Below are 16,873 nucleotides of genomic sequence, written 5' to 3' on the forward strand. Positions count from 1 at the left end.
TTGATTCAACGGTATGCAACCGATTGTTCAAAATAAATACGGATGTCAAAGGCAGGAGGCAGTTACAAGTCCCCTTTTTTCCATTCGCGACGTTGCTGGGCCAGGTAGCGGTCAAGCAACATTAGACCAAGTACCACATTCATTATCATAAATGAATTGATATAGTTATTGCTAAGCACTTTGCTCATATCCACCCTGCTTAAGTCAAAACTGCTGCTTCCACTACTTGAAGCTGAACTCCAGTCGATCTGTGCAAAAGCATAGATGAGGAATCCGGCGATCAATGACAAAAGAAAACCAGCGATCCCATATATGATCTTTTTATTGATATATGTTTTTGCCGCCGGAGCAATCTGGTGGGTGGCAATCGCTTCCATAACATTGCGGGAAAACCGCATAGATGGCTCCTCCAGTTCAATATTATCAGCAAGGCTGGAATTGAATTCCAGTAATTCCTGGTATTTGGCTCTCCATTCGGCGTTGGTTGCAAGGAGTTGCTCAATGAATTTGCGCTCTTCAGGTGTTGACAACCCGTCGATGTATTCCCAGATCTGGGACTCAATATTCTGATGCGGGGTCATATAATTTGTTTTGTGTTATTTCAATTTGTTTTACATAGCCAGGTCACGGACCTCAGCCCGGAAATGTTTTTCCATTTTCTCTTTAAGTCTTTGCCGGGCACGATGTAACCTCACTTTTACCGTATTTGTTTCCTGCCCTAAAACCTGTGCGATCTCATCAAGACTTTGTTCGCCTTTGTAAAATAAGGTTATCACCTGGGCATCATCGGGTGATAGCATCGCAATTGCCTGGTTCACCATTGTAACCCTGGATTTCTGTTCTACCTGGTTTGCGCGCATCCCGCCATCGATATTTTCGGCATGGGCCATCACTTTTTCATTGTCTAGCGAATGAACATCCAGCTTCTTCTTTCTCAGGAAAGTGATACAACTAGTGGTGGTTATAGTGTACAACCAGGTGCTGAACTTACTTTCTCCCCTGAAATCACTCAGGCTACGATAAGCTTTAACAAAAACATCCTGTGCCACTTCTTCTGCGTCTTCCCTGCTGTTTATATATCTTAATACAATCGTGAACACGTAGTTCTGGTATTTGTTGACCAAACTGGCATAAACAGACTGATTTCCTTTCAGAACCTGCTGTATGATCTCTATATCTGTAAGGCCGGTTTGCATTCCTGGTATCTTTGACGTTGTATGCTTTGTTTAGGTTACAGCCGTAGGTGATTTCATCCTTTTTAAGAAAAATCCGCTCTTCTGTAACCAAAAATACTAAATGGTAGTCCTAATCAGGTATACAGGTTATCCAGAAAAAAATAAGTTCTTCAGCCCTGTAACCTCAATCCGGATGAGGTAGTCTGATAGAATAGAACAAACACAAACAAATAACAATAAAAATCAAGTTTTATGCAAAGTGCTGAAGTTTTAATTCCAATCCTGGTTCCACTGGGTCTGTTTTCAATGATCTTCGGATTGGTATACATTAAAAGCAGGGAGAATATGGCGATGATTGAAAGAGGAATGAATCCAAAAGAATTTGCCAATCGTCCAGCCCCTTACCGTAATCTAAAAAATGGTTTATTGCTCCTGGGAGCTGGTATTGGCCTTGCGCTGGCCTATTTTATAACCACCTACGTATTACATGACGATGAAAATCCAGCCCTATGGTTCGCCTTTATAGGAATTGGAGGTGGAATTGGCCTCATAAGTTCTTACAGGATCGAAAAACGGGAATTGCTCGATAAGAATACAGAAATCCCTCTTTGATAATTTTACCAATGGTGCATAAACTGGTTTTTCCAGCCATAACACCTTATCCTTAAATCGTCGGAAATGCAATGGGCGCCCAACACAGGACGCCCATTTTATTATTTTACAGATCCCTTAAATAATTATTATAGCAATTCAAGGGCTTTGATCACCACATCGTCCTCCTTATTTACTACCTGGTAATATCCCTCATTGCGCCAGCGATAACGGGCAAGCAATCCCTTCATCCGTTCCTGTAAAAAACTCTTATCAAGATCGGGCAGGTTTTTTAATGTTATACTGTCCTTTGCGGCGAAAGAAACAAAGCTGTTCCAATCGGCTTCGGTCCAGCTGAACCTTTCGGCAAAATTTGCGGCGTCACTGAATCTCTTCATTTGGTCCAGATGACCAATATAATATAAATAGGTAAAATTGCTGAGTGTATTGTTGCGAAATACAGCATTCACGCTTCTCGAAAGTATAGAAGTATCGGCAGCTATAAAATGATCCGGCATGATACCTCCCCCGCCGTAAACTGTTTTTCCGCCATTGGTTTTATAGGCCTTTCCATTAGACACTTTATTACTGTCGGCATTTACCAATTCTCCATGTTGGTAACGGTCAATAATATCATTATCATATGCATCCGCCCCTTTGTCATAGGGCTTCTGGATGCTTCTGCCTGAAGGAGTATAATAACGTGCTACTGTTAAACGCAGTGCCGATCCGTCACTTAATTCATATTGCTCCTGCACCAGGCCTTTTCCGAAACTACGCCTGCCCAGAATTTCAGCACGGTCCCAATCCTGTAGTGCGCCGGCAAGAACCTCACTGGCTGAGGCCGATTGTTCGTCCATCAGCAATGCCAGCTTTCCCTTTTCGAAAAGCCCTTTTCTGCGTGAGCGGTATTCCTGACGGGGAGTATTCACCCCTTCTGTATATACGATCAGTTTGTCACCATCCAGGAACTCATCGGCAATATCGATAGCCTCCGATAAAATGCCGCCACCGTTTCCTCTAAGGTCAACAATGAGGGAACGCATACCTAAACCTTGTAACTTCTCCAGTTCGGTCATGAATTCTTCATATGTTGTTTCGGAGAATTTACTAAGCCTTATATAACCTGTTGCTGAATCTGCCAGATAGGCAGCATCTAAGGAAGGAAGAGGTATAGTTCCTCTTTGAATGGTGAAAGTTTTTCGATCCCTTCCACGAAGGATAGTAGTTGAAACCTCCGATCCTGCAGGACCACGAAGCAGTTTTTTGATCGATTCGGTGGTCTGGTTTCCTGTTACAACACTATCTCCTACTGAAAGGAATTTATCTCCTACTGCAAGTCCGGCCTTTTCACTGGGGCCACCCGGCAAAACATTTAACACATTAACGGTATCTCTGAATATCTGGAACTCAATCCCAATTCCCTGGAAATTTCCTTTCAGGTCTTCTGTAATGGCTCCAAGGTCGGAAGCGGGAATATAACTCGAATGGGGATCAAGGCGTGTAAGCATATTCTGGATAGCGTCATTGCCGAGGGTATCAGTATCTACTTTATCTACATATTTTAACATCACAAGATCAAGCACCTCCTGGATGGGAGAACGTTTTACAGAAAACTGGAAAAAACTCCGGGCGGCCTGGGTATTGTCACGCAGCTTATATCCCAATGCCATGCCTATCACCATAACAACTGCAAAAAGCAGCGGGAGCCAAACCTGTAATTTCTTGTTCTGCTTCATAATCAATATTCTGGTGCAAATTACATAATTGCAGCCATGGGCCTGCTACCATACATAAATAACGCCGATTTCCGAACATAGTTTTATTTTCGTCTGACCATCAATAAAACCTTATGGCAATCCTCATAGCTGATAGTGGTGCTACAAAATGCGAATGGTGTGTAGTTGAGAAGGGCAAACTCAAAAAAACGCTGTTCACACTTGGAATAAGTCCATACTTTCTCAATGGCCAGCAGGTGGAGGAATTGGTAAGGAGAGATCTTTATCCGGAAATAAGCAGGTATAAAATAGATGCGATATTCTATTATGGTACCGGTTGTAAGAATCCGGCCAACCAGAAAATGATCCTAAAAGCACTTAAGCGGGTATTTCCAGATATAGAAATAACTGTAAACCACGATCTTATGGGTGCGGCCCGGGCAGTATGCCTGCAGGAAAAAGGAATAGCCTGCATCCTCGGCACGGGCAGTAACTCATGCTATTTTAATGGTAAACGTATCATGAAGAATAGTCCGGGACTCGGTTATGTTCTGGGGGACGAGGGTAGCGGAGCATATCTTGGCAAAAAGGTTGTACAATATTATATGTATAATACATTTGACGAGGAGCTACGATACCGCTTTGAGGAAAAATACAAGTTAAGTGATATGGATATCCTCGATAAAGTGTACACCCAGCCATTACCAAATAGATTCCTGGCTGGTTTCACTCTATTCCTTGCCGAAAACAGAGGGCATTTTATGGTGGAGAATATTATTGAGGATGGCTTAAATGATTTTTTCTTCCAGCACCTTTGCAAGTATTCGGAGAGTTGGAAATACCCGGTACATTTTGTTGGAGGAGTGGCTTTTGGTTTCAGGGATGTTATCACTCAACTTTGTGATTCCTATGAACTGGAACAGGGAACCATCCTGCAGCACCCTATGGAGGGACTGATCCGATATCACTCATAACAGAAAACTGAACAATCTAGATACCACATGTCAGCGTTTGAAAAAATAACTGAACAGGAAAGCAATTACCATGGCCTTGATAAAATGTCGGTTAATGAAATACTGGTGAACATAAACCAGGAAGACCAGGAAGTGCCGCGCGCTGTTGCCAGGGCCATCCCCCAGATAGAAAAACTAGTTACCACCATTGCCGACAAAATGCTGGCAGGTGGAAGATTATTTTATATGGGGGCGGGTACGAGCGGTCGATTGGGTATTTTGGATGCAAGTGAGATCCCGCCAACATATGGCATGCCTTATGGCCTTGTTATCGGGCTGATAGCAGGGGGAGAAGAAGCGATCCAAAAGGCCGTGGAAAATGCCGAAGACAGCTTTGAGCAGGGTTGGAAGGACCTGAAAAAACACTTTGTTAATAGTAAGGATGTTGTCATCGGCATCGCCGCCAGTGGAACAACGCCATATGTAATAGGCGCTCTTAAAGCCTGCCGCGAACAAGGTATCAGCACAGGCTCAATCGCCTGTAATCCCCACTCGCCAATGAGTGAGCATGCCGATATTGCGGTTGAAGTAGTTGTAGGTCCTGAGTTTGTAACCGGAAGCACCAGGATGAAAAGTGGTACTGCACAGAAACTGGTATTGAACATGATCTCAACCGCAGTCATGATACAGATCGGCAGAGTGGATGACAATAAAATGGTAAACATGCAACTCAGCAATGAGAAATTGGTAGACCGGGGAACACGAATGGTAATGGAGGAACTGGGCATCACTGATTATGATAAAGCGCGGGCATTGCTGCTTCAATCAGGTAGTGTAAAGAAGGCCGTTGACGCATTCAGAAGTTGATATCCATACTTGCGTGGTCAGGGAATTTTGCGTAACTTTTACTCCATTTCATCCCCTTAATCCTATTGGTATGCGACAATTTTACCTGCTTGTATTTACAATTATTAGCTCTGTGGCTTTTTCACAGCGTTCGCTTCCTGTTTATACGATTACTGCAGATCAGCAGGGCCCCACCAGCTGGACCCAATTACAACTCATGGACCTTCAAACAGGTAAAGCGATCGGCGCTGCCATTCAGGGGAAAGTTAACCATGTAAAACTTAGTGCAGGGCAGGATGCTTCAAAGCAATTGCTGGCAGCTTGTGCACTTGATAAACAAGGGCAGAGACTCTATTTTGCCCCGATGCAGCAAAACCAGTTACGATACCTTGATCTTGCTAATCCATCCAATGGAATTAGTGTAATAGCAGGCCAGGAACTGATAGCTGGTGCTGACATGGGTGATATCGGAAGCCAGGTCACAAGAATGACCATCGACTCACGCGGGAATGGATATGCGCTTTCCAATGATGCAAAACACCTTGTAAGATTCAATACTAACGGCGATATACAGGTGCAGGATCTTGGCGCCCTGGTAAATAATCCTGGCAATGATGTTTATTCTGTGCATGACCGTTGTATAAGCTGGGGCGGCGATATATGTGCAGATATTAATGGTGATATCTACCTCGTAACGGCAAATAGGGCAGTTTTTTTTATTGACATAAAAACAAGGGTCGCAAGCTATAAAGGACTCATCACAGGTCTTCCAAAAAGCTACAGTACTAATGGGGTGGCAGCTGATGACCAGGGCAGGATGGTTGTGGGTAGTTCCAATAGTAAGGATGGTTATTTTGCGGTAGATCTGAAAACGCTCAAAGCAACCCGAATAGATGCGGGTAATGCCGTTCTGAGTGTTGCTGATATGGCCAGTGCATATGTTATTGGTCAGAAACCCGTTGCGTGGAGTAATAACCTTATGGATGCAATAGTACGTAATGAAGCAATACATGTATTTCCTAACCCCGTTATTAATGGAAATTTCCGGGTAAGTTTCAGTGAACTTCCCGCCGGTCGTTATGAATTGCAATTGTTCGACTGGAATGGTAAACTTGTAACTCAACAGGTTGTTTTTATCAACCAGGGCAAACAGGTTGAAAAAGTTGTGGCGGATGGATCTCTGGCTAAAGGTGTTTATCTACTTAAGATTACTGGCAAAAATGCGCGTACTGTTTATTCAGATAAACTGATGGTGCAATAATCAGAAACACCGTAATTTAACATCAAGGTAATTGCGGTATTGATTATGCATGATATTGAACCATTCTACAATTGGAGATACATCTATATTAGTGAAGAAGATGAACGATCTCCTTTCCATGGACGTGTTTATTCAGAGTTCGAATATTCACAGACCATTTACAACTATTATATCCATCCTCAATGGGATGAGTTTGGTTCCCGCACATTATATATGAAAGTAATCATGGCTGATTATGAAGAAGGTTATGCCATTATCGAACTGCTGGGCGAATGGAATGATGCCATTGAGAACGATATTATGAATTTGAAAAGAGAAGTCATTGATAAATTTGAGGCTTTCGGAATTCATAAATTTATCATCATCGCTGAGAATGTGCTCAATTTTCATAGTGGCGACCGTGATTATTACGAAGAATGGTTCGAGGAAATGATTGATGCAAACGGTTGGGTTGTTCTTCTGAATATGCCTGAACAAACCCAGTACGACTTCCGTAAAGCAAAGCTGCAACGTTATCTGGAACTGGTTGAAATCAGCAACTGGCGTACTTTTAAGCCCTTTCATCTCTTCAGGAAAGTAGACGAGGATCAACAGAAAAGGTTGTCATAAGAATGCCTGCAAACTAACGATCGTAAGGAAAAAACATTTTTCTCTTATTAATTCATTAGTTATTTTTACTCCATGATCACAGCAAAGTCATTTGGCCGATTTTATTTTTACTTCTACTTTTTTACAGGCAGAAGGCCGGCGATGCTTTGTGTAAGATCAAGGAATTAAGATCAAACTAAACCAACATAAAGAGTCCCGGCAGGAAAGCCGGGACTTTTGTTTTTTTATGGCAACAAGAGTATCAATACAAGGTTATGAAGGAAGCTTCCACCAGGTGGCAGCACAGCAGTTCTTCGGTAAGGAAGTTGAAGTGATTCCCTGTGCCACCTTTCGGGAGGTAGTTCGGATCGCCGGAAATAAGAAAGAGAGTGAAGGCGGGGTGATGGCAATTGAAAACTCCATCGCGGGAAGCATCCTCCCTAATTACAATCTACTTCAGAAAAGCAACCTGAGGGTGGTGGGGGAAGTTTACCTGCAGATTCGCCAGAATTTGCTGGTGAACCCCGGCGTAAAGCTGGAGGATATCCGTGAAGTACATTCCCATCCGATGGCTATCCTTCAATGCATAGACTACCTGGAAAAATTCAACTGGAAATTGGTGGAAACCGAAGATACTGCTCTTAGTGCCAAGCATATACACCAGAAAAGAAACCGGCATTCCGCTGCAATAGCAAGTAAACTGGCAGCCGACCTCTTCGATCTTGAAGTCCTTGCTCCCAATATTCATACGATGCGAAATAACTACACGCGTTTCCTGGTGATAAGGCGCGTAGGTGATGACCTGCCTGTGGAAGGGGCGAATAAGGCAAGCGTAAATTTCCATACCGATCATTCCCGGGGAAGTCTGGCAAGGGTATTAAGTACTATTGCCAACGGTGGTATTAACTTAAGTAAGCTTCAAAGCTTTCCTATTCCAGGAAGTAATTTTCAGTATAGTTTTCATGCAGATATGGAATTTGATTCTATTGAGCAATTCAACAGCATAATTGAAGCCATAAAGCCTCTGACGGCATCATTGCAGGTTTATGGCATCTACAAAAACGGAAGAACAATATGATCTCAACATCCAGAAGACTTGAAGGCATTGGTGAATATTATTTCTCACAGAAATTGAGGGAGATCGATTCACTTAATAAAGCAGGTAAATCCATAATCAACCTTGGAATAGGAAGTCCGGACCTGCCGCCTCACCCTGATGTAATTAAAGTGTTGCAAGAGGAATCAGTAAAGCCCAATGTACATGCATACCAGAGTTACAAGGGATCTCCAGTTCTGCGCAATGCAATGGCATCATGGTATGCGAAATGGTATGGAGTAAAGCTTGATCCTGAATCAGAAATACTACCCTTGATAGGCAGTAAAGAAGGCATCATGCATATTTGTATGACATACCTGAACGAGGGCGATGAAGCATTGATACCAAATCCCGGATATCCAACATATAGTAGTGCCGTAAAACTTGCGGGAGGGAAGCCGGTGAGTTATGAAATGGAAGAAAATCTAAACTGGGAACCCGATTTGGCTGCTTTGGCCCGTTTGGATCTTTCAAGGGTAAAATTAATGTGGGTGAACTACCCGCACATGCCAACAGGCCAGATCCCTTCCCGATCATTCTTTGAAAAGCTCGTTGCTTTCGCCCGGGAAAAGAATATTCTGGTATGCCATGATAACCCTTATAGTTTCATTTTGAATGATTCACCATTGAGCCTTTTATCAGTACCAGGGGCTAAGGATGTAGTGGTAGAATTGAATTCACTTAGTAAGAGCCAGAATATGGCGGGATGGAGAGTTGGCATGCTGGCGGGAGCAAAAGAACGGATCGATGAGATCATTCGTTTCAAAAGCAATATGGATAGCGGAATGTTTCTGCCGGTTCAACTGGCCGCCGCCAAAGCGCTTGAGCTCGGAGAGGATTGGTATAACAGCATCAACGCCATCTATCGAAAAAGAAGAGAACTTGTTTTTGACCTGCTGGAAATGCTCAACTGCAGTTTTGACAAAAATCAGGTAGGAATGTTTGTTTGGGCAAAGATACCTAACGAATACGTAGATGGTTATGCGCTTAGTGATAAAGTTCTTTATGAAGCGGATGTATTTATTACACCGGGAGGAATATTTGGTTCCGCAGGCAATGGTTATATCCGTGTGAGTCTTTGTAGTCCGGAAGAAAAATTAATGGAAGCGATCAACAGAGTAAAAAAGATTGTAAGCAGAACAGCACAAATAAACAATTTGTAATGGAAAGAAAAAGGATAGCCATAGTGGGTGTTGGTTTGATAGGTGGTTCAATGGCATTACAACTTAATGAAAAAGGACTCGCTGCAGGAATAGTGGGTGTGGAAAGCCATTCTGAACATGCCGCCAGGGCATTAGAAATGGGACTGGTTGATGAAATTCTTCCATTGGATGAGGCTATTGCATGGGCAGAAGTTGTAATTCTCGCGATACCTGTTGATAAAATGGTTGACATGCTCGCAGCCGTTTTAGATCAGGTTGACCAGCAGATTGTTTTTGATGCTGGTTCAACCAAATCTGAGCTGATCCGAATCGCAGATGCTCATCCAAAACGGGGCCGGTTCGTAGCAAGCCATCCGATGTGGGGAACAGAATATAGCGGACCACAGGCAGCTGTAAAACATGCATTCGAAAATAAAGCGGTGGTAATTTGTAATGCCGCTGATAGTGATTCAGATGCTGTTGAATGGGTAAAGCAGTTATATCGAAAGATTGGTATGCATTTACTTGAAATGGATGCGGTATCCCATGATCTGCATGCGGCCTATGTTAGCCATATCTCACATATTACTTCCTTTGCACTTGCCAATACTGTATTGGAGAAGGAAAGGGAAGACCAGGCAATTTTTGAAATGGCAAGTGCTGGCTTTGAGAGCACTGTGCGGTTGGCGAAAAGTAATTCCGCCATGTGGGTACCCATATTTATGCAGAACAGGGATAATGTACTGGATGTACTCAATGAACATATCACTCAACTGCGCAAATTCAAATCATGTCTGGAGAAAGAGAATTATGAATACCTGCATGAGCTAATTGAGAATGCGAATAAGATCAGGAGAATCCTTGGATAGCCTCCAAAGCACTATAATATAAATCGTAAATCAGAACACGTTAATTTTATACAATGCAAGCAACCGAAAACAAATCAATGAAACAGGTAACCCAGGATGCCTGGGCAAAGCGCCCCCTGATCATAGCAGGACCATGCAGCGCCGAAACCGAAGAGCAAGTTCTTCAAACTGCACAACAATTGGCAGCAACTGGAAAAGTGGATGTAATGCGCGCAGGTATCTGGAAGCCCAGAACCAGACCCGGCTCTTTTGAAGGGATAGGCACCAAGGGTTTGCCCTGGATGCAGCAGGCGAGAAAAATCACTGGTCTCCCTGTGGCAATCGAAGTAGCCACTGCGAAACAGGTTGAAGACGCTCTTCATTTTGATATTGATATACTCTGGATTGGCGCAAGAACCACTGTCAATCCTTTCAGTGTTCAGGAAGTTGCCGATGCACTGAAAGGAGTGGATGTGCCGGTTCTGATCAAAAACCCCATTAATCCTGACCTTGAGCTTTGGTTGGGTGCAGTTGAAAGGGTAGCTAAAGCCGGTATCAACCAGATTGGACTGATCCATCGTGGATTCTCATCCTATGGTAATACTGAATATCGTAATGCCCCTATGTGGCATCTGGCCATTGAAATGAAAAGGCGCAACCCGGAGTTGATGCTAATCAACGACCCATCACATATTTGTGGCAGAAGAGATATTCTCCTGGAAGTTATGCAGAAAGCAGTTGACCTCGATTATGATGGCATGATCATAGAAAGCCATGTTGATCCTGATAATGCATGGAGTGATGCGAAACAGCAGGTAACACCTGAACGCCTTGCGGAAATGCTTGACAGCATTATCTGGAGAAGGGAAGATGTTGATTCGGCAGCATTTCACGCAGCTCTGGAAAAACTGCGTCAGCAGATCAATCACCTTGATGATGAATTGATGCAGATACTGGGTCAGAGGATGAAAATAGCTGAACAAATCGGCACCTATAAAAAGAATAACAATATCACTATCCTTCAAACGAACAGGTGGAATGAGATACTCGATCGGGCCTTCCTGAAAGGAGATAAACTTGGTTTGAGTAATGAATTCATTACGCGTTACTTTGATGCAGTTCATATGGAGAGCATTAACCACCAGAACAGGATTATGAATAGTTAAGAGAAAGCGTTAATTAAGAATGGAAAAGAAAAAAATCAGGATCGGTAATACAATAACTGAATATTACTTTGATGCTTCACTTTCTAAACTTGGCCAGGTTGCGGATAAAAAGTATTCGGTAATTCTGACCGATGAAAATATCTTCAAACAATACCAGAAATACTTCAAGGGTTGGAATACCATCGTCCTGAAACCAGGTGAAGAATATAAAATTCAGCAAACAGCTGATGGAGTCATTCACTCTCTAATAGAAATGCATGCAGATCGTAAGACCACACTTGTTGGAATTGGCGGTGGTGTGATAACAGACCTTGCAGGTTATGTTGCTGCTGTGTATATGCGTGGTATAAGGGTTGGCTTTGTTCCTACCAGTTTGCTGGCGATGGTGGATGCTTCCATTGGTGGTAAGAATGGGATAGATGTTGGGGTATTTAAAAATCTTGTTGGCACGATCCGGCAGCCAGACTTTTTATTCTTCGATGTATCACTCCTGAAAACGCTGCCCGAGGCGGAATGGCAAAATGGATTTGCAGAAATCATCAAACATGCTTGTATTCGTGATGCCGTAATGTTCCGTGAACTTGCTGAGAAGAATATTGATTGGTACAGGATGAAAAAAGCCGCACTCGCTGCACTTGTTCGCCGCAATGTGATGCTTAAAACAAAAGTTGTACAGGCCGACGAAACAGAACAGGGTGATCGCAAATTGCTGAACTTCGGTCACACACTCGGGCATGCATTGGAAAACCAATTTGAACTTTCACACGGCCAGGCAGTAGCCATTGGGATGACCTACGCTTCACAATTGTCTGCATCTATGCTTGGTTTTCGAAGCGCTGAAAAAGTAGTTGACCTTATCGCGAAATATGGATTACCAACCTATGCGAAATTTGATAAGGTCAAAGCATTCGACGTGCTTTTGCATGATAAAAAAAGAGAAAGATCCGAGATTCATTACATCCTTTTACAGCGTATCGGAAAAGGAGTAGTGCAAACACTTCCTATAAGTGAAGTGAAAAAGATAATTGAACAATTTTAACGCATTTTAATTCATGATCGCTACGATACATTCCTCCAAACTAAATGGAGACGTAATTGCCCCTGCATCCAAAAGTTCCATGCAAAGGGCATGTGCTGCAGCTCTTGCTGCCGGAGGCACTACCAGGCTTCATAATCGGGGTAACTCAAATGATGATAATGCGGCCCTTGAAGTAATAAAGGCACTCGGCGCAAACGTTCATGAAGATGGTGCTGATATTATTATTGAAAGTTCGGGTATCCGGGCTCGTGAAAACAGGGTGCACTGTGGTGAAAGTGGCCTCGGCATACGCATGTTTACACCTCTCGTGGCCATGAATAATACCGCTATTTCTATCACAGGAGAGGGAAGTCTTGTAACAAGGCCAATGGATTTTTTTGATCTGGTACTTCCACAGGTAGGCGTAGACGTTAGCACCAATGATGGCCGGCTTCCGATAATTGTGAAAGGCCCACTTACACCTCAGAATATTACAATTGACGGCTCACTTAGCTCCCAATTCCTTACAGGTATGCTTATGGCTTATGCGGCATCTGGTGCAAGGGATGTTTCCATTCGTGTAACCAATCTTAAAAGCAAACCCTATGTTGACCTGACCCTTTCCGTTATGGAGTCCTTCGGTCTGCCAGTACCGGAAAACAGAAATTACGAGTCATTTTACTTTAATAATAATGGACTCAAAAATAACCTGGTTAATTCGAGGGAATATACTGTAGAAGGAGATTGGAGCGGTGCGGCATTTTTGTTAGTGGCAGGTGCAATTGCAGGTGAAATAACTGTAAGGGGATTGGATACATTTTCCACACAGGCCGATAAGGCAATCCTGAAGGCACTCATGGATTCAGGTGCTGGAATCAGTGTTGAGACCAATCGGGTAAGCCTCCGGCCAATGCCGCTAAAAGCATTTCATTTTGATGCCACTGATTGTCCCGACCTGTTTCCACCACTAGTTGCCCTTGCTGCATATTGCGATGGCACAACTGTAATTGAAGGGGTTGAACGACTTGCACATAAAGAAAGTAACAGGGCATTGACCCTCCAGGAAGAATTTGGAAAAATGGGTTTGGATATTCAATTACAGGAAAATCTGATGATCATAAAAGGAGGCGGAGGTTTGCATGGTGCGGCATTACATTCACACCATGATCACCGGATAGCAATGGCAGGTGCTGTGGCAGCCTTAAGAGCAACCGGAACAACTACTATAGAACAGGCAGAGGCTATTAACAAATCATACCCGTCTTTTTTTGACCACCTCTCCCAATTGGGAGCAACGCTCAAATTAGGTGTCTGACATATATTCGTCACACGTTCAAACATATGTTCGAACTTCCTAAGAACATATGTCAGACACATTAAAATAAACAAGATGAATGCATTCGGAAAATTATTCAGAGTTACAATAGTTGGAGAATCTCATGGACCTGTAGTAGGTGTTGTTCTCGATGGCATACCTGCTGGTCTTCCTCTTTCAGCAGAGGATTTTCTTGTTGATATAGAAAGAAGAAAAGGGGGAGTGCAGAAAGGGACTACTCCCCGAAAAGAAGATGATATTCCTCTCTTCCAGACAGGATTGTTCAATGGGCGTTCAACCGGAGCCCCATTGACCATATTATTTGAAAACAAAAACACCCGCTCGGGCGATTATGAAAAACAGCGGTCTGTTCCAAGGCCCGGTCATGCAGATTTTGTGGCACACCAGAAATTCGGAGGCTTCGAAGATTTCCGTGGTGGCGGGCATTTTAGTGGTCGATTGACAGTTGGATTGGTTGCTGCGGGCGTAGTGGCAAAAAAGGTATTGGGAAATATTACCATACAGTCAACAATACTAGAGATAGGAGGGGAGGCTGATCTTGATACAGGCCTTCAGAAAGCAATAGATGCCAAAGATTCAATAGGGGGTATAGTAGAATGCAGGGTTTCCGGACTCCCTGCTTCGCTGGGTGAGCCTTTTTTTGATTCGGTGGAATCATTGATTAGTCATGCAGTTTTTTCTATTCCTGCAGTCCGTGGTATTGAATTCGGTACTGGATTCGCAGCTGCCAGAATGTTTGGTGCCGAACACAATGATCCGATAATTGACAGTTCAGGTAAAACAGCATCCAATCATGCAGGTGGTGTGGTGGGAGGAATCTCCAATGGAAATGAACTTGTTTTCCGGATTGCCATTAAACCTACTTCATCAACGCCAAAAGAGCAGCAAACATTGAATTGGGAAACTGGCCAGCTGGAAGCATTTTCCGTAAAGGGTCGACACGATCTGTGTATTGCACTCAGGGTTCCTGTAGTTTTGGAAGCAGTTACAGCAATGGTATTGGCCGACCTGCTTATGCTTGCGGGAAAGATCGATAGGATTCATGCACAATAATTAAATTCCAAAAAGTATAGGATGATTTATCATATAACTACCCGCAAAAGATGGGAAGAAGCCCTTGCTAAAGGTTCGTACGAACCGCAATCTCTAAAGGAAGAAGGATTCATTCATGCATCGCACGAGGAACAGATCCCTGGAGTTCTTGAAAGATATTATACCGGACAAAATGGCCTCATTAAACTTATAATTGATCCGGAAAAACTCAGTAGTCCACTGATTTTCGAATGGTCTCCTTCTACCCAGGACACCTTTCCCCATATTTATGGGCCAATCAATATTGAAGCTGTGATTGATACCCGCGAACCTTAACATTTTCCGTTTTCAGGTTTTTCCAGGGGATAGGTATGCATTATAATCATGAAATATTATCTTGTATATTGAAATTTGAATATCCTATCAATGAAACCTGTATTGATCCCCTGCCTTTTAGCTGCATTTTTTTTGATGCAATACTGCGCTGAGAAACCGTCCCGCCCCCCTGATGAAGTTGTTATAGCAGAAAAACCGGAAGAGGTGCAACGGAAAATTCATGAACAGTTACAGGAATTAATCGCTTATATCAAATCCAATAATGGAAAGCTGAATGATTCGAACCTGATTTCCCATTCCAATCTATTAAGTACTCTTTACGAAGGAAATGAATTCAAACCATTCTGGAGCGTGGCAGACAGGTGGACTGCGGCCGGGGATTCATTATTTTTTCTAATCAGTAAGAGTAGGGAGCTTGGATTGTTTCCATCCGATTATCATTTCCATACATTACTGAAGATCCGAAATAACATTGTTACAGATAGTATTTCCAGGAAAAACATAGCCCTATGGGGGCGGGCTGATCTGCTCTTATCGGATGCCTTCCTGGAAATTGGCAGGCATCTGCAGATGGGCCACTTACCAAAAGATAGTATCACTATAAATAATGGCCAACAGCTTGATACCTCAAATCTCCTTTCCTTATTCAGGCAGGCAGCTACCAGTTCAACAGTTAGAAGTTTACTTGAAACTTTAGAACCTTCTCATCCTGGCTACAAGGCAATAAGGGAGGCCATTCCTTCATTTCTCGACACTGCTGATTTCCGCCAGTATACATATGTCCGTTATCCAAATCCGGATTCATTGGCGCTCATCCGTGAAGTTGCTAAAAGATTGCAGGAAGAAGGTATCCTTTCAACAGGATGGAATGAAACTGACAGCCTCAGTTACATTGAAGCAGTAAGGAAATACCAGAAGCAAAATGGAATTCGTAATACTGGGGTGGCAGCAGCGCTCACCATCGCAAATATGAACAATACTGATTGGTTCAGGTTTCAGCAGTTGGCACTTAACCTCGACCGTTACAGGCAATTACCCGCAAAAATGCCTTCAACGTATATCTGGGTTAACCTGCCTGCCTATAAATTAACAGTGGTGGATATGGATACAATTGCTCTTGAATCAAAAGTAATAGTTGGAGCTGCAAAAACACGTACACCCGTATTGAACAGCCAGATCACCAACATCATTACCTATCCGCAGTGGACAGTACCATACAGCATTATATTTAAGGAGATGTTGCCTAAAATAAGAAAAGATATCTCCTATCTCCAACAACAGAATCTCATGGTTGTTGACAGATATGATAGTGTTATCAATCCAGCCGCCATCGATTGGTCGAAACTTAATGAAAAATATTTTCCGTATCTTATCAGGCAGAGGGAAGGAGATGATAACTCACTTGGACTGATGAAATTCAACTTTCGCAATAAGTATAGTGTTTACCTGCATGATACCAATGCGAGAGGATTATTTGAAAAGAATAACAGGGCATTAAGCCATGGTTGTGTTCGGGTAAAGGAATGGGAGAAGCTGGCACATTTTATCACCAGAAATGATGAAATCCGATATCACCCCGATACGCTTCGGTCATGGATTGGCAGACAGGAAAAGCATGTGATTTCTGATTTCGAAAATGTACCTATATATATCCGGTATTTTACAGTAGATGCCATTGATGGTAAACTACAGTTTCTGGATGATATTTATTCAGAGGATAAAATACTGGCAGAACGGTATTTTAAATCCAAACCAATAAACTGATAC

General features: G+C 42.9%; 17 protein-coding genes. 14 read left to right on the plus strand and 3 right to left on the minus strand.

The annotated features are described in order from the left end of the window. Window positions 1-62: 62 nt before the first annotated feature. On the minus strand, window positions 63-581 hold the full coding sequence (locus V6M43_RS15895; RefSeq protein ID WP_039128237.1) for an anti-sigma factor family protein: 519 nt from the start codon (window positions 579-581) through the stop codon (window positions 63-65). 30 nt (window positions 582-611) lie between these two features. Beyond that, on the minus strand, window positions 612-1,196 hold the full coding sequence (locus tag V6M43_RS15900; protein ID WP_332736956.1) for an RNA polymerase sigma factor: 585 nt from the start codon (window positions 1,194-1,196) through the stop codon (window positions 612-614). Window positions 1,197-1,427: 231 nt separating this feature from the next. Between V6M43_RS15900 and V6M43_RS15905 the strand changes: the two genes are divergently transcribed. Continuing rightward, complete coding sequence (locus tag V6M43_RS15905) at window positions 1,428-1,787, plus strand: DUF6249 domain-containing protein (protein ID WP_332736958.1); 360 nt, start codon at window positions 1,428-1,430, stop codon at window positions 1,785-1,787. A 128-nt stretch (window positions 1,788-1,915) separates the two neighbouring features. On the opposite strand, the gene V6M43_RS15910 is transcribed toward V6M43_RS15905, so the two are convergent. Continuing rightward, window positions 1,916-3,505, minus strand: coding sequence for a S41 family peptidase (locus tag V6M43_RS15910; RefSeq protein WP_332736959.1), 1,590 nt, complete (start codon window positions 3,503-3,505; stop codon window positions 1,916-1,918). Between the two features lie 113 nt (window positions 3,506-3,618). Here V6M43_RS15910 and V6M43_RS15915 point away from each other — a divergent pair, with 113 nt between their 5' ends. The 13 genes from V6M43_RS15915 (at window position 3,619) to V6M43_RS15975 (ending at window position 16,870) form a co-directional block, all read left to right on the plus strand. After that, a complete protein-coding gene (locus V6M43_RS15915; protein ID WP_332736961.1) occupies window positions 3,619-4,458 on the plus strand; it encodes an N-acetylglucosamine kinase in 840 nt (279 codons plus the stop codon). Between the two features lie 27 nt (window positions 4,459-4,485). Beyond that, the gene (gene murQ, locus V6M43_RS15920; protein ID WP_332736963.1) at window positions 4,486-5,304 is read left to right on the plus strand and encodes an N-acetylmuramic acid 6-phosphate etherase; all 819 of its coding nucleotides are present in this window, start codon (window positions 4,486-4,488) and stop codon (window positions 5,302-5,304) included. A 70-nt stretch (window positions 5,305-5,374) separates the two neighbouring features. After that, window positions 5,375-6,544, plus strand: a complete 1,170-nt coding sequence (locus tag V6M43_RS15925; protein ID WP_332736965.1) for a T9SS type A sorting domain-containing protein — start codon at window positions 5,375-5,377, stop codon at window positions 6,542-6,544. Between the two features lie 45 nt (window positions 6,545-6,589). Further along, a complete protein-coding gene (locus V6M43_RS15930; protein ID WP_332736967.1) occupies window positions 6,590-7,153 on the plus strand; it encodes a hypothetical protein in 564 nt (187 codons plus the stop codon). 226 nt (window positions 7,154-7,379) lie between these two features. After that, window positions 7,380-8,210: a prephenate dehydratase gene (locus V6M43_RS15935; RefSeq protein ID WP_039128258.1), complete on the plus strand. Its 831-nt coding sequence runs from the start codon at window positions 7,380-7,382 to the stop codon at window positions 8,208-8,210. Then, on the plus strand, window positions 8,207-9,391 hold the full coding sequence (locus V6M43_RS15940; RefSeq protein WP_332736968.1) for a pyridoxal phosphate-dependent aminotransferase: 1,185 nt from the start codon (window positions 8,207-8,209) through the stop codon (window positions 9,389-9,391). The genes V6M43_RS15935 and V6M43_RS15940 overlap by 4 nt, the downstream gene beginning before the upstream one ends. After that, a complete protein-coding gene (locus V6M43_RS15945; RefSeq protein WP_332737118.1) occupies window positions 9,325-10,239 on the plus strand; it encodes a prephenate dehydrogenase in 915 nt (304 codons plus the stop codon). The genes V6M43_RS15940 and V6M43_RS15945 overlap by 67 nt, the downstream gene beginning before the upstream one ends. Window positions 10,240-10,292: 53 nt before the next feature. After that, complete coding sequence (locus tag V6M43_RS15950) at window positions 10,293-11,384, plus strand: chorismate mutase (protein WP_332736969.1); 1,092 nt, start codon at window positions 10,293-10,295, stop codon at window positions 11,382-11,384. 19 nt (window positions 11,385-11,403) lie between these two features. Continuing rightward, entirely contained in the window at window positions 11,404-12,423 is a 1,020-nt protein-coding gene (gene aroB, locus V6M43_RS15955) for a 3-dehydroquinate synthase (protein WP_332736971.1), read from the plus strand. Window positions 12,424-12,436: 13 nt separating this feature from the next. Then, window positions 12,437-13,717, plus strand: coding sequence for a 3-phosphoshikimate 1-carboxyvinyltransferase (aroA, locus tag V6M43_RS15960; protein WP_332736976.1), 1,281 nt, complete (start codon window positions 12,437-12,439; stop codon window positions 13,715-13,717). Window positions 13,718-13,792: 75 nt separating this feature from the next. Beyond that, window positions 13,793-14,791 carry a chorismate synthase gene (locus tag V6M43_RS15965; protein WP_332736978.1) on the plus strand — a complete coding sequence of 333 codons (999 nt, stop codon included), beginning with the start codon at window positions 13,793-13,795 and terminating at the stop codon, window positions 14,789-14,791. Between the two features lie 21 nt (window positions 14,792-14,812). Beyond that, window positions 14,813-15,106: a DUF952 domain-containing protein gene (locus tag V6M43_RS15970; RefSeq protein ID WP_332736979.1), complete on the plus strand. Its 294-nt coding sequence runs from the start codon at window positions 14,813-14,815 to the stop codon at window positions 15,104-15,106. Between the two features lie 90 nt (window positions 15,107-15,196). After that, window positions 15,197-16,870, plus strand: a complete 1,674-nt coding sequence (locus tag V6M43_RS15975) for a L,D-transpeptidase family protein (RefSeq protein ID WP_332736981.1) — start codon at window positions 15,197-15,199, stop codon at window positions 16,868-16,870. Window positions 16,871-16,873 lie beyond the last annotated feature (3 nt).

Source organism: Flavihumibacter sp., from assembly GCF_036676075.1.
In the GTDB taxonomy this organism is placed as follows: Bacteria; Bacteroidota; Bacteroidia; order Chitinophagales; family Chitinophagaceae; genus Flavihumibacter.

Coding starts and splice junctions, on each gene's coding strand:
- V6M43_RS15895 (WP_039128237.1), bottom strand. CDS start 581: ATGACCCCGCATCAGAATATTGAGTCCCAGATCTGGGAATACATCGAC.
- V6M43_RS15900 (WP_332736956.1), bottom strand. CDS start 1,196: ATGCAAACCGGCCTTACAGATATAGAGATCATACAGCAGGTTCTGAAA.
- V6M43_RS15905 (WP_332736958.1), top strand. CDS start 1,428: ATGCAAAGTGCTGAAGTTTTAATTCCAATCCTGGTTCCACTGGGTCTG.
- V6M43_RS15910 (WP_332736959.1), bottom strand. CDS start 3,505: ATGAAGCAGAACAAGAAATTACAGGTTTGGCTCCCGCTGCTTTTTGCA.
- V6M43_RS15915 (WP_332736961.1), top strand. CDS start 3,619: ATGGCAATCCTCATAGCTGATAGTGGTGCTACAAAATGCGAATGGTGT.
- murQ (WP_332736963.1), top strand. CDS start 4,486: ATGTCAGCGTTTGAAAAAATAACTGAACAGGAAAGCAATTACCATGGC.
- V6M43_RS15925 (WP_332736965.1), top strand. CDS start 5,375: ATGCGACAATTTTACCTGCTTGTATTTACAATTATTAGCTCTGTGGCT.
- V6M43_RS15930 (WP_332736967.1), top strand. CDS start 6,590: ATGCATGATATTGAACCATTCTACAATTGGAGATACATCTATATTAGT.
- V6M43_RS15935 (WP_039128258.1), top strand. CDS start 7,380: ATGGCAACAAGAGTATCAATACAAGGTTATGAAGGAAGCTTCCACCAG.
- V6M43_RS15940 (WP_332736968.1), top strand. CDS start 8,207: ATGATCTCAACATCCAGAAGACTTGAAGGCATTGGTGAATATTATTTC.
- V6M43_RS15950 (WP_332736969.1), top strand. CDS start 10,293: ATGCAAGCAACCGAAAACAAATCAATGAAACAGGTAACCCAGGATGCC.
- aroB (WP_332736971.1), top strand. CDS start 11,404: ATGGAAAAGAAAAAAATCAGGATCGGTAATACAATAACTGAATATTAC.
- aroA (WP_332736976.1), top strand. CDS start 12,437: ATGATCGCTACGATACATTCCTCCAAACTAAATGGAGACGTAATTGCC.
- V6M43_RS15965 (WP_332736978.1), top strand. CDS start 13,793: ATGAATGCATTCGGAAAATTATTCAGAGTTACAATAGTTGGAGAATCT.
- V6M43_RS15970 (WP_332736979.1), top strand. CDS start 14,813: ATGATTTATCATATAACTACCCGCAAAAGATGGGAAGAAGCCCTTGCT.
- V6M43_RS15975 (WP_332736981.1), top strand. CDS start 15,197: ATGAAACCTGTATTGATCCCCTGCCTTTTAGCTGCATTTTTTTTGATG.